Source organism: Halomonas sp. YLB-10 (assembly GCF_003856855.1).
GTDB lineage: Bacteria > Pseudomonadota > Gammaproteobacteria > Pseudomonadales > Halomonadaceae > Halomonas > Halomonas litopenaei.
On sequence record NZ_RRCU01000001.1, the window covers coordinates 504,958 to 531,347 of the forward strand.

24 protein-coding genes are annotated in these 26,390 nt (G+C 63.5%); 10 read left to right on the plus strand and 14 right to left on the minus strand.

Annotated elements, in window-relative coordinates; genetic code table 11:
* Positions 1-2 precede the first annotated feature (2 nt).
* The 3 genes from EBB56_RS01990 (at position 3) to EBB56_RS02000 (ending at position 3,632) form a co-directional block, all read left to right on the plus strand.
* On the plus strand, positions 3-950 hold the full coding sequence (locus tag EBB56_RS01990; RefSeq protein ID WP_124802596.1) for a tetratricopeptide repeat protein: 948 nt from the start codon (positions 3-5) through the stop codon (positions 948-950).
* Between the two features lie 392 nt (positions 951-1,342).
* Positions 1,343-2,290 (plus strand): tetratricopeptide repeat protein, encoded by a 948-nt coding sequence (locus tag EBB56_RS01995; RefSeq protein WP_124802598.1) that lies wholly within the window; start codon positions 1,343-1,345, stop codon positions 2,288-2,290.
* A 907-nt stretch (positions 2,291-3,197) separates the two neighbouring features.
* Positions 3,198-3,632, plus strand: a complete 435-nt coding sequence (locus EBB56_RS02000; RefSeq protein WP_124802600.1) for a hypothetical protein — start codon at positions 3,198-3,200, stop codon at positions 3,630-3,632.
* 108 nt (positions 3,633-3,740) lie between these two features.
* Here EBB56_RS02000 and EBB56_RS02005 read toward each other — a convergent pair whose 3' ends face one another.
* From EBB56_RS02005 to EBB56_RS02055, 11 genes are all read right to left on the minus strand, one after another.
* Complete coding sequence (locus EBB56_RS02005; protein WP_045993100.1) at positions 3,741-5,036, minus strand: adenylosuccinate synthase; 1,296 nt, start codon at positions 5,034-5,036, stop codon at positions 3,741-3,743.
* Between the two features lie 110 nt (positions 5,037-5,146).
* The gene (locus EBB56_RS02010; RefSeq protein WP_045993099.1) at positions 5,147-6,328 is read right to left on the minus strand and encodes an ATP phosphoribosyltransferase regulatory subunit; all 1,182 of its coding nucleotides are present in this window, start codon (positions 6,326-6,328) and stop codon (positions 5,147-5,149) included.
* Between the two features lie 273 nt (positions 6,329-6,601).
* Positions 6,602-7,504 carry a protease modulator HflC gene (hflC, locus tag EBB56_RS02015; RefSeq protein ID WP_045993098.1) on the minus strand — a complete coding sequence of 301 codons (903 nt, stop codon included), beginning with the start codon at positions 7,502-7,504 and terminating at the stop codon, positions 6,602-6,604.
* Positions 7,505-8,749 (minus strand): FtsH protease activity modulator HflK, encoded by a 1,245-nt coding sequence (hflK, locus tag EBB56_RS02020; protein WP_045993097.1) that lies wholly within the window; start codon positions 8,747-8,749, stop codon positions 7,505-7,507.
* 246 nt (positions 8,750-8,995) lie between these two features.
* Positions 8,996-10,312 carry a ribosome rescue GTPase HflX gene (hflX, locus tag EBB56_RS02025; protein WP_045993096.1) on the minus strand — a complete coding sequence of 439 codons (1,317 nt, stop codon included), beginning with the start codon at positions 10,310-10,312 and terminating at the stop codon, positions 8,996-8,998.
* 18 nt (positions 10,313-10,330) lie between these two features.
* Positions 10,331-10,576, minus strand: coding sequence for an RNA chaperone Hfq (gene hfq / locus EBB56_RS02030; RefSeq protein WP_045993095.1), 246 nt, complete (start codon positions 10,574-10,576; stop codon positions 10,331-10,333).
* A 132-nt stretch (positions 10,577-10,708) separates the two neighbouring features.
* Positions 10,709-11,686 (minus strand): tRNA (adenosine(37)-N6)-dimethylallyltransferase MiaA, encoded by a 978-nt coding sequence (gene miaA / locus EBB56_RS02035; protein WP_045993120.1) that lies wholly within the window; start codon positions 11,684-11,686, stop codon positions 10,709-10,711.
* Positions 11,686-13,794 carry a DNA mismatch repair endonuclease MutL gene (mutL, locus tag EBB56_RS02040; RefSeq protein WP_045993094.1) on the minus strand — a complete coding sequence of 703 codons (2,109 nt, stop codon included), beginning with the start codon at positions 13,792-13,794 and terminating at the stop codon, positions 11,686-11,688. The genes miaA and mutL overlap by 1 nt, the downstream gene beginning before the upstream one ends.
* A complete protein-coding gene (locus EBB56_RS02045) occupies positions 13,791-15,251 on the minus strand; it encodes an N-acetylmuramoyl-L-alanine amidase (protein WP_083970436.1) in 1,461 nt (486 codons plus the stop codon). Before EBB56_RS02045 ends, mutL begins: the two co-directional genes overlap by 4 nt.
* Positions 15,248-15,754, minus strand: a complete 507-nt coding sequence (gene tsaE, locus EBB56_RS02050) for a tRNA (adenosine(37)-N6)-threonylcarbamoyltransferase complex ATPase subunit type 1 TsaE (protein WP_045993093.1) — start codon at positions 15,752-15,754, stop codon at positions 15,248-15,250. The genes EBB56_RS02045 and tsaE overlap by 4 nt, the downstream gene beginning before the upstream one ends.
* Positions 15,735-17,285, minus strand: a complete 1,551-nt coding sequence (locus EBB56_RS02055; RefSeq protein WP_045993092.1) for a bifunctional ADP-dependent NAD(P)H-hydrate dehydratase/NAD(P)H-hydrate epimerase — start codon at positions 17,283-17,285, stop codon at positions 15,735-15,737. The genes tsaE and EBB56_RS02055 overlap by 20 nt, the downstream gene beginning before the upstream one ends.
* Before the next feature lie 130 nt (positions 17,286-17,415).
* Between EBB56_RS02055 and queG the strand changes: the two genes are divergently transcribed.
* A complete protein-coding gene (queG, locus tag EBB56_RS02060; protein ID WP_045993091.1) occupies positions 17,416-18,516 on the plus strand; it encodes a tRNA epoxyqueuosine(34) reductase QueG in 1,101 nt (366 codons plus the stop codon).
* A 93-nt stretch (positions 18,517-18,609) separates the two neighbouring features.
* On the opposite strand, the gene orn is transcribed toward queG, so the two are convergent.
* Positions 18,610-19,221: an oligoribonuclease gene (orn, locus tag EBB56_RS02065; protein WP_083970435.1), complete on the minus strand. Its 612-nt coding sequence runs from the start codon at positions 19,219-19,221 to the stop codon at positions 18,610-18,612.
* A 92-nt stretch (positions 19,222-19,313) separates the two neighbouring features.
* On the opposite strand from orn, the gene rsgA reads away from it, so the two are divergent.
* From rsgA to EBB56_RS02090, 5 genes are all read left to right on the plus strand, one after another.
* Positions 19,314-20,345, plus strand: coding sequence for a small ribosomal subunit biogenesis GTPase RsgA (rsgA, locus tag EBB56_RS02070; RefSeq protein ID WP_045993090.1), 1,032 nt, complete (start codon positions 19,314-19,316; stop codon positions 20,343-20,345).
* 90 nt (positions 20,346-20,435) lie between these two features.
* The gene (locus EBB56_RS02075) at positions 20,436-21,266 is read left to right on the plus strand and encodes a sulfurtransferase (protein WP_045993089.1); all 831 of its coding nucleotides are present in this window, start codon (positions 20,436-20,438) and stop codon (positions 21,264-21,266) included.
* A gap of 241 nt (positions 21,267-21,507) precedes the next feature.
* Positions 21,508-22,407 carry an archaetidylserine decarboxylase gene (gene asd / locus EBB56_RS02080; RefSeq protein ID WP_124802602.1) on the plus strand — a complete coding sequence of 300 codons (900 nt, stop codon included), beginning with the start codon at positions 21,508-21,510 and terminating at the stop codon, positions 22,405-22,407.
* A 249-nt stretch (positions 22,408-22,656) separates the two neighbouring features.
* Positions 22,657-22,968: a DUF1778 domain-containing protein gene (locus EBB56_RS02085; RefSeq protein ID WP_045994503.1), complete on the plus strand. Its 312-nt coding sequence runs from the start codon at positions 22,657-22,659 to the stop codon at positions 22,966-22,968.
* The gene (locus EBB56_RS02090; RefSeq protein ID WP_045994504.1) at positions 22,968-23,507 is read left to right on the plus strand and encodes a GNAT family N-acetyltransferase; all 540 of its coding nucleotides are present in this window, start codon (positions 22,968-22,970) and stop codon (positions 23,505-23,507) included. Before EBB56_RS02085 ends, EBB56_RS02090 begins: the two co-directional genes overlap by 1 nt.
* 102 nt (positions 23,508-23,609) lie before the next feature.
* On the opposite strand, the gene epmA is transcribed toward EBB56_RS02090, so the two are convergent.
* Together epmA and efp are read right to left on the minus strand one after the other, a co-directional pair.
* Positions 23,610-24,581 (minus strand): EF-P lysine aminoacylase EpmA, encoded by a 972-nt coding sequence (gene epmA / locus EBB56_RS02095; RefSeq protein WP_045994505.1) that lies wholly within the window; start codon positions 24,579-24,581, stop codon positions 23,610-23,612.
* A gap of 98 nt (positions 24,582-24,679) precedes the next feature.
* A complete protein-coding gene (gene efp / locus EBB56_RS02100; protein WP_045994506.1) occupies positions 24,680-25,246 on the minus strand; it encodes an elongation factor P in 567 nt (188 codons plus the stop codon).
* A 105-nt stretch (positions 25,247-25,351) separates the two neighbouring features.
* Here efp and epmB point away from each other — a divergent pair, with 105 nt between their 5' ends.
* Entirely contained in the window at positions 25,352-26,389 is a 1,038-nt protein-coding gene (gene epmB / locus EBB56_RS02105; RefSeq protein WP_071211150.1) for an EF-P beta-lysylation protein EpmB, read from the plus strand.
* Position 26,390: the final 1 nt, after the last annotated feature.

The window sequence follows — 26,390 nt, forward strand, 5'->3', positions numbered from 1 at the left end:
CCGTGCTATACATTCATCAACGCCTAGAAATCTTGATTTTATCTCTTCTGATGATAGCCAGCATTTCGGGCTGTGATGACGCCTCCACTTTAAGCTTTATAAAACTTCACACCACAACTATTGTCGAAATGGAAGGAAAACCTTATTTTATATCAAACTCACCCCAAAACAAATCTTACTGGGACTACTTCAACAACATAACAGAAGATCAAATGAAAGAAAGAAGTCGGAATGCAGATGGCGAGGCCACCTTTCTATTGGGCCTTGTTAACTTTGGTCAGATCATAGGGTTCGAGCGGCAGCCAAATACAAGCGAAGGCACGCAGCTACTTCAAGAGGCATGGAGACTTGGGGTTATAGATGCCGGATATTCTCTCTTCACTGTCTACTACAGGGGAATTGGCTCCCCAGTCAATAGGCCGCTTGCCCTCGCCTATCTCCAGGCATCGGCGGAGAGGGGCTATATTCTCTCCCAGAGGAAGCTGGGCCACGCTTACCGAGGCTCCAATCCTCGGGGCTTGGTGGAGGAAAATATCCAGCAGGCGCGAACCTGGTTTACCAAAGCCGCCGAACAGGGTGATGCCGAGTCCGCCACCCAGTTAGCCGGGATCTACCGGAAAGGTCTTGGTGTTCCTAAAGATGAACAAGCGGCCTTCGATTGGTTGAAACGCGCGGAAACCATGCCGTTTGAGGGACGTATCAGCCATAGCGGCCTTGCCATGTACTACGAACAGGGCATCGGCACCGAAGTAGATCTGGTACAGGCCTACAAATACTACGACCTTGAAGATCCTGCTGGAGCGCCAGATAAACGCCGCCTCGAGGCAATGATGACACCGGAGCAGGTTCAGGAAGCCATTCGCCTTTCACGCGAGTGGCAAGAGGAACACGGTGTTTTCGTACCAAGTTACTATGGACTTGAGTATCAACCCGACGGCAGTTTTAAGTGACACTGACGACACTTAAGAGACCTTCCACCGGTACCGCCAACCGGCGGTTCTTCGGGGGCAGCTCTCTATGTCACCGTAAGAACCACCACCGTCTTCGTTGGCGCGGAGATCATCGAACGCGGTGCTTTGTTCACCGTTCCAAGAAAGCGGCTTGCCCTCAACCCTCACCGTATACGCTGCGCGAGCTGTCTCCTGCTGTGTGACCCGCTGCCGATATGGCGTTCGCGATGAGCAAGGCCAGGTACTGCCCTACGACTCCATGGAAGAAGAACAGAATGGCCTGGAGCTGGTGTTCAAGGGCGTAAGGGTGAAAAGGGTTGTTGAGCACCACACCTAAACTTAGATAGTCCAGTCGGCGCCAATTCCGGGGCATTCACGATGAGAATATAACCGTGCCACACATTCAACTGCGCCTAGCAACTTTTGTTTTATCTCTTCTGACAATAGCCAGCATTTCGGGCTGTGATAACGCCTCCACTTTAAGCTTTATAAAATCTCAGACCACAACCATTGTCAAAATGGAAGGAACGCCATACTTTACTTTAAACACACCCCAAAACAAATCATACTGGGACCACTTCAGTAACATAACAGAAGATCAAATTAAAGAGAGAGCCAGCAACGGAGATGGCGAAGCCACCTTCCTATTGGGTCTTGTTTACTTTGGTCAGATCATAGGATTCGAGCGGCAGCCTGATACGAGCGAAGGCACGAAGTTACTTCAAGAGGCATGGAGGCTTGGCGTTATAGATGCCGGTTACTCTCTCTTCACCGTCTACTACAAGGGAATTGGCACACAAGTCAACAAACCACTTGCCCTGGCCTATCTCCAAGCATCGGCGGAGAAAGGCTATATTCTTTCCCAGAAAGATCTTGGCCATGCCTACCGTGGCGCCGATCCTCGGGACCTGGTGGATGAAGATATCCAGCAGGCGAAAATCTGGTTTACCGAAGCCGCCGAACAGGGTGATGCCGAGTCCGCCACCCAGCTTGCCGGCATCTACCGAGAAGGAACTGGTGTCCCTAAAGATGAACAAACAGCCTTTGAGTGGCTAAAACGCGCGGAAGATATGCCTTTTAATGGATTTCTGAGCCACCGAGGCCTTGCCAACTACTACGAACATGGCATCGGCACCGAGGTAGATCTGGTTCAAGCATATAAGTACTACGACCTCCAGGATCCTGCTGGAGCGCCAGACAAACGCCGCCTTGAGGCAATAATGACTCCTGAGCAGGTTCAGGAAGCCATTCGCCTTTCACGCGAGTGGCAAGAGGAACACGGAGTTTTCGTACCAAGTTACTATGGACTTGAGTATCAACCCGACGGCAGTTTTAAGTGACACTGACGACACTTCAGAGACCTTCCACCGGTACCGCCAACCGGCGGTTCTTCGGGGGCAACTCTCTATGTCACCGTAAGAACAACCACCGTCTTCGTTGGCGCGGAGATCATCGAACGCGGTGCTTTGTTCACCGTTCCAAGAAAGCGGCTTGCCCTCAACCCTCACCGTATACGCTGCGCGAGCTGTCTCCTGCTGGGTGACCCGCTGCCGATAGGGCGTTCGCGATGAGCAAGGCCAGGTACTGCCCTACGACTCCATCGAAGAAGAACAGAGTGGCCTGGAGCACCAGCCGGATGGTAGCTACAAGTAGCAAGAATGCTATGTCTTCGTTTTATATGTTCGTTTCCCTACCCCAGTACTACCACACATCCAGTTTTTGGGGACGCTTCGACACTTGGTGTAGACGTATGCTGTCTACCTTACATATGTGAAATTCACTCAGGCAAAAAGGAGCTTTGATAAACCAGCCGTAACTGATCACAGGAAGTAAACTACACAAAGGAGTGTGTAATGCCTAAACGTCCTATTTCCATATCAATCATCTGCTGCGCCCTGATGATATTTTCCACAGTACAATTTGGGTTAATGATGAGAGGCTATGAAAGCATCGACTTTACCATAAAAATGCATATGATTGGGCTGCCTAGGGGAATGCAGTCATTATTACTAACCGTTAATGCTACTATGCTACTATATACAGCAATGATGATATTCGCTCGTCTAAAAAGAGGGAGAAATATCTTTGTATTCTGGCACGGCTTAACTCTTCTGTTTTTGTTTTTCATTAACTTCGACAAATCAATAACAAATTTATTATTGTTGTTTTTTATAATATCTACCTTTTTCCTATATCGTCAAAAAGCCAATATCTATTTCAATTCTCTCGTCTCATGACGGTATCATCATGAGAAAATTATTTGGTATTCTCTTTCTAACGATCTGCGCCTTTTTCGTATATACAGTGGGCCTGCTGGCCTTCTTCGATGTCCCAGAAACCGGGAATGTAAAGTTTGAAGTAATGGGGGAATATTGCATACCTCTGGCAGGATTCCTGTTACTTGGCTTGGTGGTATACCCTGGATCAAACTGGATGACATTGTCAGGCATCACGCTACTATCAGGGCAGGCAGTCAATGTCTTTATTACTTTTCTATTGATATCGTTCAAGCGATCGGAAGAGCTTTCTAACGTTATGGACACAAGCGCTTTCGATTATTTCAGCGACTATCTCTCCGGCTTCTCGATCATGATCGGCGTCGCTTTGCTTGGCGTCATTCTGCTTGCTTTGGGGCGCGTATACAGAAAATCACACGAGGCTCTCGATGGAGTGTCACCATGAATTCAACAGCAGAAGGAATCGGTGAGGGTTATCGATAGAGCGCAAAAGGCCGGCATCACTGCCGGCCTTTTCTGTTGTGCCCGTCGCTTGGGTCAGACGACCTGACGATCAGTCACCGAAGGGGTTGCGCAGGACGATGGTCTCGTTGCGGTCCGGGCCGGTGGAGATGATGTCGATGGAGGTGCCGACCTGCTCCTCGAGGAAGCTGATGTAGGCGCGGGCGGCGTTGGGCAGGTCTTCGACGCGCTTGACGCCCAGAGTCGACTCGCTCCAGCCCGGCAGGTCCTGGTAGACCGGCTCGATGGCCTCGTAGCCTTCCGAGTCCACCGGGTTGTCGAGCACTTCGCCGTCCTTGCTGCGATAGCCCACGCAGACACGGATGTTCTCGAGGCCATCCAGTACGTCGAGCTTGGTCAGGCAGATGCCGGATACCGAGTTGATCTGCACCGCGTGACGCAGCGCCACGGCATCGAACCAGCCGCAACGACGGGCGCGACCGGTGGTGGCACCGAACTCGTGGCCCTTCTCCGCCAGGTGACGGCCGTGCTCGTCGAACAGCTCGGTGGGGAACGGACCAGAGCCGACACGGGTGGTGTAGGCCTTGGTGATACCCAGCACGTAGTCCAGATACAGCGGGCCGACGCCTGAACCGGTAGCGGTGCCGCCGGCGGTGGTGTTGGAGCTGGTGACGTAGGGATAGGTGCCGTGGTCGATGTCCAGCAGCGAGCCCTGGGCGCCTTCGAACAGGATGTTCTCGCCACCCTTGCGCAGGTCGTGGACCAGGCTCACGGTGTCGGTGACCATCGGACGTAGCTCTTCGGCCATCTCCATGGCGCTTTCCAGGGTCGCCTGGAAGTCCACCGGCTCTTCGCCGTGGTACTTGGTCAGCACGAAGTTGTGGTAGTCCAGCACCTCGCCCAGCTTGGAGGCGAAGCGCTCACGATGGAGCATATCGCCCAGACGCAGGCCACGGCGGGCGACCTTGTCTTCGTAGGCCGGACCGATGCCGCGACCGGTGGTGCCGATCTTGGCGATGCCACGAGCCTTCTCGCGAGCCTGATCCAGGCGCACGTGGTAGTCGAGGATCAGCGGACAGGCGGGCGACAGACGCAGGCGCTGGCGCACCGGTACGCCCTTGCTCTCGAGCTCGCGGATTTCCTTGATCAGCGCCTCCGGCGACAGCACCACGCCGTTGCCGATGACGCAGGTCTTGTCCTCGCGCAGCACGCCGGACGGAATCAGGTGCAGTACGGTCTTTTCACCGTCGATGACCAGGGTGTGGCCGGCATTGTGACCGCCCTGAAAACGCACCACGGCGGAGGCGGACTCGGTCAGCAGGTCGACGACCTTGCCCTTGCCTTCATCGCCCCATTGGGTACCCAGTACGACTACGTTCTTGCCCATTGCAGTTCTCGTCTCTTCTTGGTTGCGCCTTGGCGCCACAGTCGATTAAAGCGCCACGCCCCGGCGCCCCGGTATTGCTTGCCAGGCAGTGCCAGGCACTGCCGATAGGATCATGTCGCCAGCGGTTCGAGCACCCAGCGCTGGTCTCGGGCCACCAGCTGCTCGCTGCAGCCGTGTCCGGCCGCGCGCTGGCCGGGCAGCCCCTGGATCACCCGGCGGCCCTGACGCCTCAAGGCCTGAACCGCCTCGTCGAGGCCCTCGGCGTCACCTTCCGCCGGCGCCCAGACGCTGTCGCTGGCGGCCTCGCTGGAGGCCAGCGTCGCCAACAGCTTCAGATCCATCGAGAAGCCGGTAGCAGGCCTGGCGCGACCGAAGGCACGGCCGGTGTCGTCGTAGCGCCCGCCCTTGGCCAGGGCTTGACCGTACCCCGGCACGTAGGCGGCGAACATCATGCCGGTGTGGTACTGATAGCCGCGCAGCTCGGCCAGGTCAAAGTAGCAGGCCACCTCGGGGTGCTCGCGATGCACGCCCTGATACAGCTCGCACAGCTTGTCGAGGGCGTCGTTGACCGCCTGGGGCGCCTCGGCAAAGGCTTCGCGGGCCTGGTCGAGCACCTCGGGGCCGCCGTGCAGCTCGCCCAGGGTGCGGAACATGGCCGCCAGAGCGGGATCGCTTACCGCCCTAGACACCTCTGCCTCGAGCTGCCCCGGCGACTTCAGCGCCAGCGCCGCGGAGATGGCGTATTCGGCCTCGGCGTCGAGCTCGGCGACCTCGACCAGGTTGCGGTAGATGCCGACGTGGCCAAGCGCCAGGTGCACCTCGCCGGCGCCGGAGGCCGAGAGGCTCTCCAGCGCCAGGCGCAGGATCTCGAGATCCGCCGCCAGGCTGGCGCTGCCGAACAGCTCGACACCGACCTGGACCGGGCTGCGCCCGCCCTGATGCTTGTCGGCCTTGGCTCGCAGCACATTGGTGCAGTAGCACAGACGCACCGGCCCTTCGCGCTTGAGCGAGTGGGCATCGATGCGCGCCACCTGCGGCGTGACGTCGGCGGTCACCCCCATCATGCGCCCGGTGAGCTGGTCGGTGAGCTTGAAGGTCTGAAGGTCGAGATCGGTGCCGGTGCCGGTCAGCAGGGAGTCGAGAAACTCCACCGGGGGCGGCATCACCTGGTCGTAACCCCAGAGATGGAAGAGGTCGAGCAGCGCCCGGCGCAGCTCCTCCATACGACTGGCCTGAGGTGGCAGCACCTCGTCCATGCCGTCGGGCAGGAGCCAGCGGTCAGCGATGGTCATGTCGATATCCTGCTTGGTCGATATCTTGCTTAGACGGTGGGCCTGGTCCGCGCGCACGCAAAACCTCGCGCACTGGTGAAATCCGGGAACTCATCTCGGAGCGGTCTCGGAACTTCTGGCGTGCTGGCGAATGCGTCGGACGGAACGATGTCGGGAATGACGGCCACAAAAAAACCGGGCCACGCCCGGTTTACCGATTCTATCACGTTTGGCCGCCAGTTGAACCCCGCAAGGGCGGCATTCGCCCTTGCGGTCGGCGGCCAGGGGCCACCGCTAGCCCTGGGGCTGGCTGCCAGCTCCCTGGGGATCGGCGCTCTTGAGGTAACGGAAGAAGTCGCTGGAGGGATCCAGCACCATCATGTTGCCCTCGCCGGCACCGAAGGAGTCGCGATAGGCGTTGAGGCTACGCCAGAAGCGATAGAACTCGGTATCGCCCTCGTAGGCGTCGGAGTAGATACCGGCGGCCTCGGCGTCACCCTCACCACGCAGGGTCTCGGCACGCTCGTTGGCCTGGGCCAGCAGCACCTGACGGCGGCGATCGGCGTTGGCACGAATCCGCTCGGACTCCTCCTGGCCCTGGGCACGCCACTCGCGGGCCTCACGCTCACGCTCGGAGCGCATGCGATCGTACACCGCCGAGGACACGTCCTCGGGCAGGTCGATACGCTTGACCCGCACGTCGAGGATGGCCACCCCGATCTCTTCGCGCATCAGCTTGTCGAGCTCCTCGGTGGGGCCGGACATCAGCTCGTCACGCTTCTCGGAGATGATCTGCTGCAGGTTCAACTGGCCGAACTCGTTACGCAGGCTCTCGTCGACCCGCGGCTGGATCAGGCGAACCGCCATCAGTTCGTCACCGGCCGTGGCCTCGTAGTAGCGAGTGGGGTTGACCACCTGCCACTTGACGTAGGAGTCCACGATCACCGCCTTCTGCTCCTGGGTCAGGTAGCGGCTGGCGTCGGTATCCAGTGTCAGCACCCGGGTGTCGAACTTGCGAATGGTCTGGGTGATCGGCACCTTGACGTGCAGGCCCGGCTGGATATTTTCCTCGATGATCTCACCGAAGCGCAGCTTGACCGCACGCTCGGTCTCGTCGACCACGTAGAGGCTGTTGCTGGCCAGCCAGGCGGCGGCGGCCAGGCCGCCGACGATGAGCAGGGATCGATTATTGATCATTTAGCGACCCTCCCGCTGAATACCGGTGTCACGACCGTTGCGGTTCGAGCTTGAATTGGAGGCCGCGTTGGCGGACTCGGCACGGATGCGCTCCAGCACCTGCGGATCGAGCTGATTCTCGGCGTCGGCAGCGGTGGACGTGCCCAGACCACGGCCGATACGGTCCATCGGCAGCACCATCAAGGGGCCATCCTGATCGACGTCCACCAGTACCTTGTTGGTCTGGCCGAGCACCTCGGAGATGGCGTCGAGGTAGAGACGCTCGCGCATCACCTCGGGGGCATTGCGATACTGGGTCAGCAGTGCGGTGAAGCGGTTGGCCTGACCACGCGCCTCGGCGACCACTGATTCGCGGTAACCCTGGCCCTGCTCGACGATACGCTGCGCCTGACCCTGAGCCGCCGGGATGATGGCGTTGGCGTAGGCCATGGCCTGGTTGATCGTGCGCTGACGATCCTCGCGGGCACGGATGACGTCATCGAAGGCGTCCTGCACCGCATCGGGCGGCGAGGTCGACTCGACGTTCAGGGTCACCAGACGGATACCGGTACCGTAGTTGTCCAGGTAGGTCTGCAGACGGCTGGTCACGGCACTGCCGAGGATCTCACGACCCGAGGTCAGGATGTCGATCATGTCGGTGCCACCGACCACGTGACGCAGCGCCGAGTCGAGGGCGTTTTCCAGCGACAGCTCGGGATCACGCACGTTGAGCACGTAGTCACGGGGCGCTGCCACCTGGTACTGGGCCGAGATCTCGACCGAGACGATGTTCTCGTCCTGGGTCAGCATCGACTGGGTCTGGCTGACCGAGCGCACGCGGGTAACGTTGACCATGCGCACGTCGTCGATCAGCGGCGGATTCCACTGCAGACCCGGAGTGACGACTTCCTGGAACTTGCCGAAGCGCAGCACGACGCCCCGCTCCGACTGGTCGACCAGATAGAAGCCGCTGGCCGCCCATACGGCGAGACCGATGATGATCAACAGTCCCGGCAAGGCGAAGGTATTGCGCGGGCGATTGCCGCCGCCCTTGCCGCCATCCTTGCCACCGCCGCGCTTGCCGCCGCGGCCGCCGAGCATGCCATTGAGCTTGTCCTGAAACTTCTTCAGGGCCTCATCGAGGTCGGGGGGACCCTGATTGTCGCCACCGCGGTTGCCACCGCCCCCATTACCGCCACGGCGCCCCCCGCCACTCCAGGGGTCGTGCTGGTTGCCGTTGCCGCCACCAGGCTCATTCCAGGCCATACGTCGTCTCCACTCTGTGCCCCCGCCTAGACGAGGCGCATCGATTGCGATCCTTGGAAAACACTGCATACATTGCTGCGCTCGGCATCTCGGCCGCCGGCGGTGCTCAAGGTTCTCATTTAACCCTGTGTCGACTCCGACCTCCGGCGGCGACCTACCTGTCGTCGCTCGCGACATTTCTTCAGTGCTTTCCTTGTGGCGTCACCATCCGGGCGACGCTCTTGCCGACCCGTCAGGCGGGTCGGTTCAGGCTTCCCAGACGTCGCGTTCCTGCAGCGCGACGGGAAGGTAATCCGCGGCACGCTCGCCAAGGCGTGCCATCAACTGATTGAAGTCACGACGCGGCAGACGCACATCCAGCTGCGTCTGGCCGTCCTCGTCGAAGGACTCGTCGCGCACGGCATTCAGCTCATGCAGCGCCGCGCGCAGCTTGCCCTGCTCCGGCGTCAGGGTCAGCGAGAAGTCGATGATGTCTTCCGCCAGCCGCTCGGTCAGGGCCTGGGTCAGCAGGTCCAGTCCCAGCCCCTTCTGCGCCGACAGCCACACCGTCTGCGGTACCCCGTGCTCGTCGCGCTCGATGCGTGGCGAACTGTCGAACAGGTCGATCTTGTTCATCACCTTGAGCGTCGGCACGTCCAGCGCGCCGATCTCGTCGAGCACCGCCTCCACCTGGGTGACGTTGAGCTCACGATCAGGATCCGCTGAGTCGATCACATGCACCAGCAGGCTGGCCTCGGCGGCCTCCTGCAGGGTGGCACGGAACGCCTCGACCAGCTTGTGCGGCAGGTGGCGGATAAAGCCCACCGTGTCCGCCAGCACCACCGGCCCCACGTCCTCGACCTCAAGACGCCGCAGCGTAGGGTCGAGAGTAGCGAAGAGCTGGTCCGCCGCATAGACCTCAGACGCCGTCAAGCTGTTGAAAAGCGTTGACTTGCCGGCGTTGGTGTAGCCCACCAGCGAGACGCTGGGGATCTCGGCACGCGAGCGGGCGCGGCGATTCTGGCTGCGTTGGCTACGCACCTTGTCCAGGCGCTTGTGGATCGACTTGATGCGCGCACGCAGCAGGCGGCGGTCGGTCTCGAGCTGGGTTTCACCCGGACCGCGCAGGCCGATACCGCCCTTCTGGCGTTCCAGGTGGGTCCAGCCTCGCACCAGCCGCGTGGACATGTACTCGAGCTGGGCCAGCTCCACCTGCAGCTTGCCCTCGTGAGTCCGCGCCCGCTGGGCGAAGATATCCAGAATCAGGCCCGTACGATCGAGCACACGACACTTCAGCGTCTGCTCGACGTTGCGTTCCTGGGAAGGACTGAGCGCGTGGTTGAAGATCACCAGCTCGGCCTTGTGTACCGCCAGGGCCTCGCCGATTTCCTCGAGCTTGCCCGACCCCACGAAACTCCTGGGGTCGGGTCGTTGCCGCGAGCCGGTCACGAGGGTTGCGGGTTCGGCACCCGCCGACCTCACCAGCTCGTGGAACTCACCGGGATCTTCGCGCTCCTTCTCGTCCTGAAAGTCGATATGGACGAGTACCGCCGTTTCACCGGCGTCGGGACGTTCAAAAAACAATCAATACCTCACGAAATATCAGCTCTCCGGCTGCGCAGCTGGATCCTGGGCCGGCAGACGCACATTGCGTGACGGCACCACCGTGGAGATGGCGTGCTTGTAGACCATCTGGCTGACGGTGTTGCGCAGCAGGATGACAAATTGGTCAAAGGATTCGATCTGGCCCTGCAGCTTGATGCCGTTGACCAGGAAAATCGATACCGGAATGCGCTCCTTGCGCAGAATGTTCAGGTACGGGTCTTGAAGGGACTGCCCTTTGGACATGTTGCTCTCCCTGAAGTGTCTTAGGGTTTTAGGTTATGGTGCCGCCCGCCGAGGTCTTCAAGACGGCGGGCGACAGGTATTCGGTTGTTCGGCGGGACCCTGCAAGTGGTCGCACGAACTCGTTATCTTACGCTAAGTCCCCGCTTCGCGCACGAGTTTCACGAGGCGCTCGGCGGGGTCGGCCGCCAACGGGTCCACCCAGGTCAGCGCAGGCCAGCTACGCATCCAGGTCAGCTGCCGCTTGGCCAACTGACGCGTCGCCACCACGCCACGATGAATGAACGTCTCACGATCAAACTCGCCATCCAGGTACTGCCATGCCTGACGATAGCCCACGCTCTTCATCGATGGCAGCGACAGCGTCAAATCGCCACGCGCCTTGAGCGCCGCCACTTCATCGAGAAATCCGCCGTCCAGCATGGCGGTGAAGCGCCTGGCGATTCTCTCGTGCAGCACGGAGCGCTCGGCGGGAGCGAGCCCTATGGACAGCAGACGAAAGGGAAAGGTTTCACGACGCTGCTCATTCCACAGCTCGCTCATCGGCCGCCCGGACAGCTCGAACACTTCCAGCGCCCGCATCAGGCGCTGAGGATCATTGGGGTGAATGCGCGCGGCCGACTCGGGATCGACCTCGCCCAGGCGCCGATGCAACGCCTCGAGGCCGTCCTGCTCGGCCTGGCGGGACAGGCGTTCACGCACGGCGCTGTCCGCCGAGGGCAGGTTGGCGACCCCCTCGACCAGGCGCTTGTAGTACATCATGGTGCCACCGACCAGCAGCGGCAGCCGACCACTGGCGGCGATATCGTGCATCTCGGCCAGGGCATCGTCGCGAAACTCTGCCGCCGAGTAGGCCTGGGCCGGATCACGGATATCGATCAGTCGATGGGGCGCCCGGGCGAGTTCCTCGGCCGAGGGCTTGGCCGAGCCGATGTCCATGCCGCGATAGATCATCGCCGAATCGACGCTGATGATCTCGCCACCCAGGCGCTCGCGGATCTCGATGGCAAGATCGGTCTTGCCCGCCGCCGTGGGGCCCATCAGCAGCAGCGCCAGCGGTCGGTCGTCCTGCGCAGGCGGCGTGGCCGCGGCCGGAGCGTCTGTCGGCGCCATCATTGCCCTCGCAGAAACAGCCGGTCCAGATCCTTGAGGCTCATCTGGGTCCAGGTGGGGCGGCCATGGTTGCACTGGCCGCTGCGCTCGGTGCGCTCCATGTCGCGCAGCAACGCGTTCATCTCGGCAATGGTCAACTGGCGATTGGCGCGTACGCTGCCGTGGCAGGCCATGGTCGACAGCAACTCGTTGATGTGGGCCTCGATGCGATCGGAGCGGCCGTAGCGCTCCAGGTCCGAGAGCATCTCGCGCACCAGCGGTTCCACGTCGGCATCGGCCAGCAGCGCCGGCACCTGGCGCACCAGCAGGGTCTCTGGACCGGCGGCATCGAGTTCGACACCAAGCCGGGTGAAGGCTTCGCGCTCGCGCTCGGCGGTCTCGACCTCGGCGGCGCTGACCGCCAGCGACACCGGTACCAGCAGCGGCTGGGCGTCCAGCGCGCCACCGTGGACCTGGGTCTTCATGCGCTCGTAGACGATGCGCTCGTGGGCCGCGTGCATGTCCACCAGCACCAGCCCCTGGGCGCTCTGGGCCAGAATGTAGATGCCGTGCAACTGGGCGATGGCGTAGCCCAGTGGCGGCGCCTGGGTGGCGTCGTCTTCCGGCATCACCTCAGGCGTCGACGAGGTGAGCGATGCGCCGCCGACCCCGGCAGGGGACTCACTAGCCGCGCCAGCGGCGCCGGGCCAGGTTCTCGGCGTGGGGCTATGGCGCTCGGCCTGGGCCGTGCCGGCGGCCAGACCGCCGGCGCCAGGGCCTCCTGGCTGCGGCGTCAGCAGGCTGTCTTCGTGGTCCGGGTGCAGCTTGCGGTAGCCGTCCATGAAGGCGCGCACCCGGTCCGGGGTGACACCGCCCTCGCCCTCGCCCTCGTCGCGGCGCGGGTGCAGCGCCATGGGCTGCTGCTGCCAGGAGGGCTGTTGCTGAGACGGGTGTTGCCCAAGGTTCCCGCCCTGGGGAGCCGGTTCGCGGATCTCGCCGGTCTCGGGGTCGACATCGAGACCATCGGTATCGGTGCTCGCTTGCTGACCCGGATGCTGGCCGTCCTGGTGCCCGGCGCGGGCCTCGCCCAGCGCCCGGTGCAGGCTCGAGAACAGAAAGTCGTGGACCATGCGCCCGTCGCGAAAGCGCACCTCGTGCTTGGTCGGGTGGACATTGACGTCCACCACCGTGGGGTCCACGTCCAGATAGAGCACGAATACCGGGTGGCGACCATTGAACAGCACATCGCGGTAGGCCTGGCGGATGGCGTGGGCCACCAGCCGGTCGCGCACCACCCTGCCATTGACGAAAAAGTACTGCTGGTCGGCCTGGGCGCGGGAGTGGGTCGGTAGTCCCACCCAGCCCCACAGGCGCAGGCTGCCGGTGGCGATGTCCAGGGTCAGGGCATTGTCCAGGAAGTTCTTGCCCAACAGCGAAGCGAGACGTCGCTCCACCGCGTGGTCATCCCGTGCCACCGGCAACTGGTGGATGGTCTTCTGGTTGTGGCGAAGGGTCCAGCCGATGTCGAAGCGCGACAACGCCTGGCGCCGAAAGGCCTCCTCGACATGGTTGAACTCGGTCTTTTCGGTACGCAGGAACTTGCGCCGGGCCGGAGTGTTGAAAAACAGATCACGCACCGCCACCGAGGTACCACGAGGATGGGGTGCCGGCGTGACGCGGGGCTCCATGCGCCGCCCTTCGGCCACCACCCGCCAGCCGCCCTGAGGGTCCTGCTCGACGTTGGAGGTCAACTCGAGTCGCGACACCGAGCTGATCGAGGCCAGCGCCTCGCCACGAAAGCCGAGGCTGGCGACGCCCTCGAGCTCCTCCAGCGACAGGATCTTGCTGGTGGCGTGTCGTGACAGCGCCAGCGGCAGGTCCTCCTCTCCGATGCCGGAGCCATCGTCACGGATCCGGATCAGCCGGGCACCGCCGGACTCGATGTCCACCTCGATGCGGGTGCTGCCGGCGTCGATGGCGTTCTCGATCAGTTCCTTGACCACCGAGGCCGGGCGTTCCACCACCTCACCGGCGGCGATCTGGTTGGCCAGCCGGGGGTCGAGAATCTTGATCGAGCGGCGCTGTGACACCTGGACGCCAGGCTCGCTCTCACACGGGATATCACTCATGAACTGGGAATCCTCAACACCTGGCCGACGCGAATGACGTCCCCGGACAGCTCGTTGACCTGCTTGAGCGCGCTGAGCGCCACGCCGTGACGCGAGGCGATGGCGGACAGGGTGTCGCCTGGCTGGATGCGATACTCGTTGGTAGCGGTGGACCGCCCCTGATCGCGCTGCCAGGCCAGCAGGCTTGCCGGTGGCGGGTTGCGCTCGAAGTGCGAGCGGATGCCGCCGAACACGGCGCTCATCATCCGCTGCTGGTAGCCGCCGTCCTTGAGTCGTCGCTCTTCCTCGGGGTTGGAGATAAAGCCCGTCTCCACCAGCAGGGAAGGAATGTCCGGGGACTTCAACACCACGAAGCCGGCCTGCTCGACCCTGGGTTTATGCAGATCATTGATGCGCCCGATGCGACTAAGCACCTCATCGCCGATGGTCAGGGAGTCATTGAGGGTCGCGGTCATGGTCAGGTCCAGCAGCACACCTCTGAGCACCTGATCCTTGTCATCCAGCGACAGGTTGCCGTCGACCCCGCCGATCAGATCCGAGCGGTTCTCGCTGGCCGCCAGCCACTTGGCGGTCTCCGAGGTGGCTCCGCTCTGGGACAGCGCGAACACCGAGCTGCCGTGGGGACGCGGACTGTTGAAGGCGTCGGCGTGAATGGAGACGAAGAAATCGGCCTTCTGCTCGCGGGCGATCAGGGTGCGCTGACGCAGCCCGACGTAGTAGTCGCCGTCGCGGATCAGCACCGCCTTGAAGCCGGGGGAGTCGTTGATCATGCGCGCCAGGCGATCGGCCATCTGCAGCACCACGTCCTTCTCGCGGGTACCGCTCGGGCCCAGCGCGCCGGGGTCCTCGCCACCGTGCCCGGCGTCCACGGCGATGATGATGTCGCGCTTGGGATGGGGCTGAGCGGTGTCGATCACCGGTGCTGCCTCCACCGGGTCACGGCCCTCTGCCACCGCCACGGTCTTGGCCCGCTCGGCGGCGATCTCCTGCTCACGGATCATCGACTCGATCGGATCGATGGGGTCTTCCACCGCGCTCTCGCCGGGGTACTCCAGATCCACCACCAGACGATCGCCGTACTGGTTGTTGGGCGCCAACGAGAAGTGACGCGGCTCGATGGCACGGCTGAGCTCGAGCACCACGCGCAGATCGCCGCCATCGCGCACGCCTGTGCGCACCGAGCTGATGGCGCTGTTGGACAGGTCCATGCTGGCAGGATCGGCGGCCAGGCTGGTGCCACTGAGATCGATGACCAGCCGGCGCGGGTTGTCGAGCTCGAACACGTTGGCGGTGGCCGGCGCCGACAGGTCGAACACCAGCCGCGAGTGATCCGGCGCGGCCCACAGGCGCATGTTGTCCACGCTGGCGGCCTGGGCAAGGCTCGAAAGCGTAAGGCCCAGTGTGGCCACCAACGCCAATAGACCAGCACCCATACGGGCCGAAAGGCGACGCCTCATGCCTTGCCTCCCGCCAGTCGTTGATCGCGGGAGACTTCATCTTCCAGGCGCGTCAGCAGCACTTCGCCCAGGGTCGTGGCGGCGCTGATGCGCGCCTCGCGCCCTTCTGTCTCGGCGTGGCTTAGCGCCACCTCGAGATCCGGCGGCGTCAGCCAGCCCTCGCCGCGCTCGGCCCACTCCACCAGGCACAGATGCCCCTCGGCGAGCAGATCGCGCCCACCGATGAACTCAAGCTCCTCGGGATCGCCCAGGCGGTAGAGGTCAAAGTGGTGCAGCGTGACCGGCTCCCCGTCCAGCGAAAGCTCGTAGGGCTCCACCAGGGTATAGGTAGGACTCTTCACCGCACCTTGATGGCCGTAGGCGCGCAACACACCGCGAGCCAGGGTGGTCTTGCCGGCCCCAAGCTCTCCCGACAGGTGGACGCGTCCTCGTCCTTGCAAGGCCCGTCCCAGGCACTCCCCCAGTGCGACCTGGCGGTCTTCATCATCGAGTCGCAGCTGCATCTTCCTCGCCCATCGTCGGATTGACCAATTTTCGTGCACAGGATGCCAGATCGCTGGCCAACAGACCACGCTCACCGCCCTCTCTCGCCGCCATGTCACCGGCCAGGGCATGCACCAGCACGCCCAGCCGCGCGGTGCGTTCCAGTGACCAGCCCGGGGCCTGGCCCTGGGCCATCAAGCCCGCCAGCACACCGGTCAGGGTATCGCCCATGCCGCCGCTGGCCATGCCCGGGTTGCCGAAAGGACACAGCGCCAGGCCGTCTGGACCCGCGATCAACGTTCCGGCCCCCTTGAGCACGATCACCCCGCCCCAGCGTTGCTGCAGGGCGCGCGCGGCACCGGGGCGGTCCGCCTCGACCTCGGCCACGCTGGTCTCGAGCAGGCGTGCCGCTTCTCCCGGGTGGGGGGTCAGGATCCAGTCGTCACGCCGCTGATCGGCAAAGCGGCTGACCAGCAGATTGAGGGCATCGGCGTCCAGCACCAGCGGAATCGAGCGCTTCAGCGCGGTCTGCAGCACCGATTGGCCCCAGCTCCCCTGACCAAGCCCTGGCCCCACGGCGAGCACACTCAGGCGATCCAGCAGCTCATCGAGTTCCCTGGCATGGGTCACCCCACGCGCCATGACCTCGGGGCAGCGCACCAGACTGGCGCCGACGTGTTCCGGCGCGGTGGCCAGCAGCACTCGGCCAGCGCCCACCCTGGCGCAGGCCTCTGCCGCCAGCAGCGCCGCCCCGCCGAACCCGGGTGCGCCACCGAAGATGCCGGCGAATCCGGCGGCGCCCTTGTGCATGTCGCGTTCACGCGGAGGCAACGCCAGGTTCACCAGGCTCGACTGCAGGCGCCAGGCGGTGGGCGTGATATCGTCATGGGCCAGGGCGTCCACCCCCAGTGATTCCACCACCACCTCGCCGGCCAGGGCGGCGCCACGCCCGGTGTGCAGTCCCAGCTTGTCGGCGATAAAGGTCACCGTCATCACCGCCCTGACCGCCATGCTGGGCTCGGCGCCGCCGTCGGCGGTGATGCCCGAGGGAATATCCACCGCCAGCACCGGACACCGGCTTTCATTGATGGCGGCGATGGCCGCGGCGTAGGTCGGACGCAGGTCGCCGGCAAAGCCGGTACCGAGCATGGCATCGACCACCACGTCCCCTTCCACGCGCAATCCTTCTCGCCATTCGATAAAGCCGACACCGGCGTCGTCGGCCATCTCGGCCGCGCGCAAGGCGTCACCCTTCAGGCGTTCACGCGGGGTCAGGGAAATCCGCTGCACCTGGCGCCCTTCGGTCGCGGCCAGCGCTGCCAGCACATGGCCGTCGCCGCCGTTGTTGCCGCCACCGCAGAACACCGTCAGCGACTTGGTCGCCGGCCAGCGCGCCTTCAGCCAGCGCCAGGCGACGCCGGAGGCCCGGTGCATCAGGGCGAAGCCGTCGCTCTCACCGGCGATCGCCCGGCGGTCCAGCTCGCGTACCTGCTCGGCGGTGTACAACGGAGTCTGTCCTGGCTCAATCACGCCGCCGTCCAAGATGTCCATGCGGTTCTCCCTTCGATCGTGATGGTCTACCATGGCGGTCACTTCCTTCCCTATGAAGTCTAAGCCCTTCTCCTCTCGCGCCAAGCGCAGAGCCGGGCTGTCTTGCCATTTGCCGGGTATGTCCTCATTTATGTCTGCATCGTCCCCGTCCACCGACGTCGACTTCAACGACCTGGCGGCGCGCATCCGCACCTGGGGGCGGGAGCTCGGCTTCCAGCAGGTCGGCATCACCGACGTCGACTTGAGCGACGACGAGGCTCACCTCGAGCGCTGGCTGGAGGCAGGTTTCCACGGCGAGATGGGCTTCATGGCCAAGCACGGCACCAAACGTACCCGTCCGGCCGAGCTCGAACCCGGCACCATCAGGGTCATCAGTGTGCGCCTGGATTATCTGCCGCCGGAGGTGGAGACCACCAAGGTGCTGGGACAGCCCAGCCGCGCCTATGTGTCACGCTATGCCACCGGGCGTGACTACCACAAGCTGATGCGCAAGCGGCTACAGCGCCTGGCAAAGACCATCGAGGCGGAAGTCGGGGACTTCGGCTACCGCGCCTTCGTCGACTCGGCCCCGGTGATGGAGCGCGGCCTGGCGCGCAAGGCCGGTATCGGCTGGTTCGGCAAGAACGCCATGCTGCTCAATCCCAGAGCCGGCTCGATGTTCTTTCTCGGTGAGCTTTACACCGACCTGCCGCTGCCGGTGGACGAGCCATTCGAGCAGGAACACTGTGGCAGCTGCAGCGCCTGCCGCACCGCCTGCCCTACCGGCGCCATCGTCGAGGACAAGGTGGTCGACGCCCGCGCCTGCATTTCCTACCTGACCATCGAGCTGTTCGGCGCCATTCCCGAGCGCTATCGCGAGGCCATGGGCAATCGGGTGTTCGGCTGTGACGATTGCCAGTTGGTGTGCCCCTTCACCCGCTTCACACGGGCAAGCAGCGAACCTGACTTCGCGCCGCGCCACGATCTCGACCGGGTGGAGCTGCTGACCCTGTTCGGCTGGAGCGAGGAGGAGTTTCTCGAGCGCACCGCCGGCAGCCCGATTCGTCGTATCGGCTACGAACGCTGGCTGCGCAACCTGGCGGTGGGGCTCGGTAACGCCCCCTGGAGCGCCGCCATCGAACGCGCCCTGCTCACCCGCCTGGCCTATCCCTCCGAGCTGGTGCGCGAGCACGTACGCTGGGCGCTCGCCCGCCAGCGCCAGCGGCGCGCCGAGCTGATCACCTCTGCTTGAGCGTGTCGAGCTGAGCGCCTCGAGCCGAGCGCCTCGAGCCGAGCGCCTCGAGCTGAACGCGCCCCTCGCCTCGAACCTGGCGTCAACTGCTGACTATTCCCCAGCCTTGAGGAACGTCTTGCGATAGTGCGCGAGTTCAGCGATGGATTCCTTGATGTCGTCCATGGCCAGGTGCACGTTGCGCTTGGAAAAGCCCTCCAGCGCCTGGGGATTCCAGCGCTTGGCCAGCTCCTTCAAGGTCGAGACGTCGAGATTGCGGTAGTGGAAAAACGCCCACAGCTCGGGCATCTCGCGCTCCAGAAAGCGCCGGTCCTGGTGGATCGAGTTGCCGCACATCGGCGAGGTGCCTGGGGCCACGTGGGCTGCGAGAAACTCGAGCGTCCTGCGCTCGGCCTCGCGGGTATCGATCTGGCTCTTGCGCACCCGCTCGACCAGCCCGGAATTGCCGTGGGTACGGGTATTCCACTCATCCATGCCGGACAACAGTGCGTCGCTCTGGTGAACCGCGATCACCGGCCCCTCGGCGATGACATTGAGCTCGCCGTCGGTGACCAGGGTGGCCACCTCGATGATGCGTTCACGCTCCGGGTCGAGCCCGGTCATCTCCAGGTCAATCCAGATCAGGGCGTCGTTTCGCGGGCCGGTCTTGGCATCGTCAGGACGCGGGTTGAGGGTATCGTCGGGGCTGGCGCTGGCATCGGACATCGTCGCTTCCTTGATCAGGCGGTGGCCCTTGTCGGGACAGGGGCCGTGCGTGTAGGTACAATGCCGACCATTGTACCGACCATCGGGTGCTCATGAGCAAACGCAAGTTGAGCCGCCAGCAGCGCTGGCGCATCGAGAAGATCCAGGCCGAACGCGCCGAGCGCGCCGCCAGAAAGGCCGGCCAGGACGACGAAAAGCTTGCCGCCGGCGAATACGGCGCCGAGCGCGACGGCCGAGTGATCGCTCACTTCGGACGGACCCTGGACGTCGCCAGCCGTGCCGGCGAGACGCCCACCCGCTGCCATCTGCGCGCCAACCTCGAGGGCCTGGTCACCGGAGACCGCGTCATCTGGCGGGCCGGCGAGGACGGCAGCGGCGTGGTGGTGGCCCGAGGCGAGCGCGACAATGTGCTCGAACGCCCGGATATGCGTGGGCTACTCAAGCCCGTGGCGGCCAACATCGACCAGATCCTGATTGTCTTCGCGGTGGAACCCGAGCCCCACGCCGGCCTGATCGATCGCTACCTGGTGGCAGCCGAGGCCACCGGCATCACCCCGGTGCTGGTGCTCAACAAGACCGACCTGCTGCCCGACGAGGGCGGCGAACTGCGCGGGCTGCTCGATCGCTACCGCGGCATCGGCTACCAGGTGGTGGCCACCTCCACCGAGGTCGACGGCGGACTCGACGCCCTCTACGCCCAGCTCGCCGACCGCACCTCGGTATTCGTCGGCCAGTCCGGGGTCGGCAAGTCCTCACTGATCGACCGCCTGCTGCCGGACGAACAGTTGCGCATCGGCGCGCTGTCGGAGGACTCGCGCAAGGGTCGCCACACCACCACCACCGCCCAGCTCTACCACCTGCCCGCACCGGACGAGAGCCTGGCCTCGGGCGAGCTGATCGACTCCCCCGGCATCCGCGAGTTTGGCCTCACTCACCTGACAGAGCGCGAGGTCACCGAGGGCTTTATCGAATTCGCCCCTTACCTCGGCCTGTGTCGCTTCCGCGACTGCCGCCACCGGCAGGAGCCGGGCTGCGCCATTCGCGACGCCATCGACGAGGGGGCGATTCACCCCGAACGCTTTGCCAGTTATCGTCGTATCGTCGATAGTCTGGATAGCCAATAGGGAAACGCCAGTAGCGTCCCCTCGCGAAGTGCCAGGCGCCAGACACAGCGCCCGCCCCTTTCATCCGTGTGGATCCGCCAGGAGAGAACCATGAGCTCAGAAGACAATCTGTTGCCCTTGATCGCCGAGCCCGAGGAACTCGCCGGCGTGCTGGATCACGAGGACATCCTAGTGATCGACGTGCCGCTGAAGGCGGAAAGCTACGCCGAGGGCCATGTGCCCGGCGCGATCTTTCTCGACCATCGTCGTCTGCTGAAAGGTTCCGGCGACGTCCCCAACGACGTCCCCGATGAAGAGGCCCTGTCACAACTGTTCTCGTCGCTGGGTCTGACCCGGGACACCCACGTGGTCGCCTACGATGATGAGGGCGGCGGCTGGGCCGGGCGCCTGCTGTGGACCCTGGAGCTGATTGGCCACAAGCGCTATTCCTACCTGAATGGCGGCATTCACGCCTGGCGTGACGAGGGTCTGCCCCAGTCCACCGAAGACCATGCGCCGAAGCCCTCGGACTACCAGGCCGAGGTCCTCAATCCCGAGGTCGCGATCGACCGACTCGAGCTTGAAGAGCGCCTGGGCAGCGACAACTTCGCCATCTGGGATGCCCGCTCCGTCGACGAGTTCGATGGCAACAAGGGCCAGAACCGGCACCTCGGCCACCTGCCCGGAGCGGTCAACATGGAGTGGACCGACGCCATGGACCGTGAACGCTCACTTCGCCTGCGCGACTACGCCGAGCTGATCACCGAACTGGGCGCCATGGGTATCACCCCGGATATGGAAGTGGTCACTCACTGCCAGACCCATCATCGCAGCGGCTTCACCTGGCTGGTAGGCAAGGCACTGGGGTTCGAACGCATGCGTGCCTACCCGGGCTCGTGGAAGGAGTGGGGCAATCGCGACGATACCCCCATCGAACACTGACGCCCTTGTTCCTCTGCCCATCTAGGGCTTATCTGAAAAGTGTCTGCGCTCGGTAATGCGGCGTTAAAAATCGGATCAAAATGCTCATTTACACCACGTAAACTGCGCTTTCTCACCGATTTTTGCCTTGTCTAACCTTCGCTCGTCGACTTTTCGGACTGAGCCTAGGGCACTTGATTGCACCAGCGGCGCGGCCGTGAGGCCGCGTGCGCGTCATTGACCATCCGGAGATCGTCCCTTCGTGACCCTCGCCAAGCTGTTTTCCCTGATCCAGTACCCCATCCCCCACCACCTGCTGTCGCGCCTGGTCGGCCTGCTTGCCGACTGCCGTATCGGCTGGCTCAAGAACCTGTTGATCCGCGCCTTCATCAAGCGCTTCAAGGTCGACATGAGCCAGGCGGTGGAACCGGACCCCAGGGTCTACCCGAGTTTCAACGCCTTCTTCACCCGGGCGCTGGCGGCCGGCGCCCGCCCGCTGGAAGACGGCCTGTTGTGTCCCGCCGACGGCACCCTGTCCCAATGGGGCGCCATCGACCATGGCCGGCTGGTCCAGGCCAAGGGCCATCGCTTCAGCATGACCGAACTGCTCGGCGGCGACCCCAGGGCGGCCACCCGCTACCAGAGCGGCAGCTTTGCCACCGTCTACCTGTCGCCCAAGGACTACCACCGGGTGCATATGCCGCTTGCCGGCACCTTGACCGAGATGGTCTACGTGCCCGGGCGCCTGTTCTCGGTCAACGACGCCACCACCCGCCACGTCCCGGGCCTGTTCGCCCGCAACGAGCGGCTGGTGTGTCACTTCGAGACCGAACACGGCCCCATGGTGCTGGTGCTGGTGGGCGCGATGATCGTCGCCGCCATTGAAACGGTGTGGGCCGGCCAGGTGACACCGCAGTCCGGTCGGGTCGAGCGTGTCCGCTTCGATCGCCCGATTCACCTCGCCAAGGGCGCAGAGATGGGCCGCTTCAAGCTCGGCTCCACCGTGGTCATGGCCTTCGCCGAAAAGGTCGACTTCGATGCCTTGAGCGGCAAGGCCGGCAGCCCCGTCGCGGTGAGCATGGGCCAACGCCTGGGCGGCGAGCCGGGAACCAGCGCAACAGCGGCGACGGCAGACGGCGAAGAGGCCGCCAGCGCGGACTGAAGCGCCAAGGCGTGTCGGCAACGCCGGTGGCAAGACAACGCCTTAGGCATGACAACACTATTCAAAAGGGGCGGCGGTGGCCGCCCCTTTCGCGTCTGTCCCAAGCCCCCACAGAGCCTTCCGCTTCATCGACGGAACGACTGAACGAACACAGCAAGACACCGAGGGGAAAGAAAGCAAATTCTGGAGATGTACGCCGGCAGGGCGTACAGTGTGATTTGAAGATCACATGCACTGGAGGTCAACACCTTGGCCAGCCAATCTTCCGACGCCAGTACAGAAGCACGTCAGCGCAACACTGAACGTTTTGGCTTCCGTACAACACCGCGTATCAAGCAAGCCATCGAGCAGGCGGCCGCGCTGAGTGGCCAGGACATGTCCACGTTCGCGTTGTCCGCAGCGTATGAGCGGGCAATGGAGACCATCCGGGCGCATGAAGTGACACGGCTCATGCCTGAAGATCATGAGGTCTTCCTTGAGGCCATCGAGAACCCTCCGGCTCCGACCGAGAAGCTACGTGACGCCTTCACCCACCATCGGCAGACGGTGGCGAAGCGCTGATGTCGGCCACCGTCGTCATCGAAGCGCTCGACAAGTCTCGACACCATCGAGCGGCTTTTTCGTCTGGGGTGGATCAAGTCGACAACTTTCTGCAGCGCACCGCCAGCAGGCTGATGGATGGTGGCACGATTCGCGTCTTCGTGATGACAGACCCTGCTCGGGATCCCTCGAAGATCCTGGGTTTCTATTCGCTCAACGCCCATAGCGTGGACTGTAGCGACCTGCCCAACCGCTACAAGCGCATGGCGAATGCGGATGGCAGTATCTCTGCCGCTTTCATCGGCATGATCGGCGTCGATCAACAGTTCCAGGGGCAGGGAATCGGTAGACGCCTGCTGGTCGATGCATTGAATCGAGCCTTTGCAGCATCACTGAGAATAGGCACGGCCGTTGTGCTGCTCGATATTCTGGACTGCGGAGACTCGCAGGCGGTGGAAAGAAGGCTGCGTCTATACACAGGCTTTGGTTTTCAGTCTCTGCCATCGAATCCGTTACGCATGTTCATGCCGATGGCCACCGTCGCGAAGCTCCAGGGCTGAACCGCCACAGACCTTCTACTTCCCTGTCCCGCGACCCCTTCTAGCTGACGATCAAAAGATCTGGGCACTTGGAATGACTACCCCACGAGGTGCCCAGCCCCCTCAACAGCGCGGTGTGGGAAAGGCGATCACCTCTTCAAGACGCGACTTGCCCAGCGCCAGCTGGATCAGCCGGTCGAGTCCCAGGGCGACCCCGCTGCCCTCGGGCATACCGGCGTCCAGAGCCGCCAGCAGGCGCTCGTCGACGTCGACCTCGGCAAGGCCTGCCTCACGCCTGGCGCGATTGTCGTCGGCGAAGCGTGCGCGCTGCTCGCCCACATCGGTCAGCTCGTCGTAGCCGTTGGCAAGCTCGAGCCCGCTTAGATAGACCTCGAAGCGCGAGGCCACCCAGGCGCCGTCGCGGGGGTCCTGGTGACGCCTGGCCAGCGCCGCCTGGCTGGCCGGGTAGTCCAGCACCACGTCGATGCCGTCGCGGCCTAGCTCGGGCTCGATGACGAGGCTCATCAGCAGGTCGAGACACTCATCGCGCGGCGCCTCGGCCATGTCGAGGCCGCCGCGTTCACCGGCAAGACGTCGAAGTGATGCGATTTCCACCTCAAAAGGATCGATACCCAGCACCTCGCCAAACAGCTCGCGATAGCGACGCTTTCGCGTCGGGCCGGGATTAAACGGCAGCACCTCGCGGATCAGCGCCTGGGTTTCCTCGATCAGCGCGTCGAGACTCCACCCCGGGCGATACCACTCCAGCATGCTGAACTCGATATTGTGGCGGCGTCCCACCTCGCCGTCGCGAAAGCTGCGGGCGATCTGGAAGATCGGCCCACTGCCGGCCGCCAGCAGGCGCTTCATGTGAAATTCCGGCGACGTCTGCAACCACAGGGTCTCGCTGCCCGCCGGAGTGACGGCTTGGCAAGACAGCGACGCCAGGTGCACGTCGGTGCTGCCACCGTGACCGAGACAGGGGGTCTCCACCTCGAGCACGCCGCGCTCGACAAAGAAACCGCGCACCCGCTGCATCAGCACGGCGCGGTGGCGCAGGGTGTCCAGCGAGGCCGTGGGTTGCCAGTCTGTCATCGTTCGTTCCTTACCACTTGCCCAAACGACAAAGGCCACGCGATCGCGTGGCCTTTGTCTGTATCTCGATCTGCCGATCCGGGGATATCGCCCTCGCCTCAGGCGCGGGAGACGTAATCACCGCTACGGGTGTCGATCTTGAGCACTTCGCCCTGGTTGATGAACAGGGGAACGCGCACCACCGCACCGGAAGACAGGGTCGCCGGCTTGGAGCCGCCCTGGGCGGTGTCGCCCTTGAGGCCCGGATCGGTCTCGACCACTTCCAGCTCGATGAAGTTGGGCGGGGAGACCGAGATGGCGTTGTCGTTCCACAGGGTCACGGTGTACACCACCTGCTCCTTGAGCCACTTGTCGCTGTCGCCCAGGGCCTTCTTCTCGACGGCGTACTGCTCGAAGGAACCGTCGGTCTTCATGAAGTACCACATGTCACCGTCGGTGTAGAGGTACTCCATGTCCAGATCCATGACGTCGGCGCCTTCCAGCGACTCGCCGGACTTGAAGGTACGCTCCCACACGCGGCCGGTCATCAGGTTGCGCAGCTTCACGCGGTTGAAGGCCTGGCCCTTGCCGGGCTTGACGAATTCGTTCTCGACGATGGCACAGGGGTCACCGTCGAGCATCACCTTCAGACCGCCCTTGAATTCGTTGGTAGAATAGTTCGCCATGAGATCTCGTTCCTTTCGGTGCCCGGCCCGGCCATCGGCTCAGAGCGGCACTCAACTGACATTTTGCGAGGACAAGCCCCTCGCACGCATCGATGGATGGCCCGCATGATAACCCGAAGCTCGACGCTTTTGCATTGCTCTGCCCCGGATGAGCCGGGACTTCCCGCCCCCGGTGGCTGGCAGCGACAGCTGGCCGGCGCCATTCGTGACCCGCGCGAGCTGTGCCGCCGCCTGGGGCTCGACGCCTCCCTGATCCCCGGCGCCGAGGCCGGCCACTCCCTGTTCGAGGTGCGTGTGCCCGAGGCCTTTGCCGCGCGCATGCGCCACGCAGACCCGGACGACCCCTTGCTGCGCCAGGTGCTGCCCCTGGATGCCGAGCAGACAAGCCCTGAGGGCTACGTCACCGATCCGCTCCAGGAGGCCCAGCACACCGCCCGTCGCGGCCTGATCCACAAGTACGCCGGACGGGTACTGCTGATCACCAGCCCCGCCTGCGCGATCAATTGCCGCTACTGCTTCCGTCGCCACTTCCCCTACCAGGAAAACGCGCCCTCACGCAGCCAGTGGGACGACACCCTGGACTACCTGCGCGAGGACGACACCCTGCGCGAGGCGATCCTGTCCGGTGGCGATCCGCTGGCCGCCAGCGATCGCCAGCTGGCCTGGCTGGTCGAGCGGCTCGACGCCATCCCCCATCTCAAGCGACTACGCCTGCATACCCGGCTGCCGGTGGTGATCCCCGATCGCGTCGACGGCCCCCTGCTCGAGTGGCTCACCGGCACCCGCCTGCAGAAGGTCATGGTGCTGCATATCAACCACGCCAACGAGATCGACGAGGCCGTCGCCGGCGCCTGCGCGCGGCTCAAGCAGGCCGGCGTGACCCTGCTCAACCAGAGCGTGATCCTCAAGGGAGTAAACGACTCGGTAGATGCACTGGAAGCGCTCTCGGAGCGGCTGTTCGAGGCCGGCGTACTGCCCTACTACCTGCACGCCTTCGACCCGGTGTCCGGGGCAGCCCACTTCGACGTGGCCGACGCCCGCGCCAACGCCCTGGTCGACGAGTTGCGCACCCGCCTGCCCGGCTTCCTGATGCCGACCCTGGTCCGCGAGGTCCCCGGCGAAGCCAGCAAGACGCCGTTGTAGC

Coding starts and splice junctions, on each gene's coding strand:
- EBB56_RS02090 (WP_045994504.1), top strand. CDS start 22,968: ATGTCGGCCACCGTCGTCATCGAAGCGCTCGACAAGTCTCGACACCAT.
- tsaE (WP_045993093.1), bottom strand. CDS start 15,754: ATGCAGCTGCGACTCGATGATGAAGACCGCCAGGTCGCACTGGGGGAG.
- efp (WP_045994506.1), bottom strand. CDS start 25,246: ATGGCGAACTATTCTACCAACGAATTCAAGGGCGGTCTGAAGGTGATG.
- hflK (WP_045993097.1), bottom strand. CDS start 8,749: ATGGCCTGGAATGAGCCTGGTGGCGGCAACGGCAACCAGCACGACCCC.
- EBB56_RS02045 (WP_083970436.1), bottom strand. CDS start 15,251: ATGAGGCGTCGCCTTTCGGCCCGTATGGGTGCTGGTCTATTGGCGTTG.
- epmB (WP_071211150.1), top strand. CDS start 25,352: ATGATAACCCGAAGCTCGACGCTTTTGCATTGCTCTGCCCCGGATGAG.
- mutL (WP_045993094.1), bottom strand. CDS start 13,794: ATGAGTGATATCCCGTGTGAGAGCGAGCCTGGCGTCCAGGTGTCACAG.
- EBB56_RS02000 (WP_124802600.1), top strand. CDS start 3,198: ATGAGAAAATTATTTGGTATTCTCTTTCTAACGATCTGCGCCTTTTTC.
- queG (WP_045993091.1), top strand. CDS start 17,416: ATGTCTGCATCGTCCCCGTCCACCGACGTCGACTTCAACGACCTGGCG.
- miaA (WP_045993120.1), bottom strand. CDS start 11,686: ATGGCGCCGACAGACGCTCCGGCCGCGGCCACGCCGCCTGCGCAGGAC.
- EBB56_RS02005 (WP_045993100.1), bottom strand. CDS start 5,036: ATGGGCAAGAACGTAGTCGTACTGGGTACCCAATGGGGCGATGAAGGC.
- orn (WP_083970435.1), bottom strand. CDS start 19,221: ATGTCCGATGCCAGCGCCAGCCCCGACGATACCCTCAACCCGCGTCCT.
- rsgA (WP_045993090.1), top strand. CDS start 19,314: ATGAGCAAACGCAAGTTGAGCCGCCAGCAGCGCTGGCGCATCGAGAAG.
- EBB56_RS02055 (WP_045993092.1), bottom strand. CDS start 17,285: ATGGACATCTTGGACGGCGGCGTGATTGAGCCAGGACAGACTCCGTTG.
- hfq (WP_045993095.1), bottom strand. CDS start 10,576: ATGTCCAAAGGGCAGTCCCTTCAAGACCCGTACCTGAACATTCTGCGC.
- hflC (WP_045993098.1), bottom strand. CDS start 7,504: ATGATCAATAATCGATCCCTGCTCATCGTCGGCGGCCTGGCCGCCGCC.
- EBB56_RS02010 (WP_045993099.1), bottom strand. CDS start 6,328: ATGACCATCGCTGACCGCTGGCTCCTGCCCGACGGCATGGACGAGGTG.
- epmA (WP_045994505.1), bottom strand. CDS start 24,581: ATGACAGACTGGCAACCCACGGCCTCGCTGGACACCCTGCGCCACCGC.
- EBB56_RS02075 (WP_045993089.1), top strand. CDS start 20,436: ATGAGCTCAGAAGACAATCTGTTGCCCTTGATCGCCGAGCCCGAGGAA.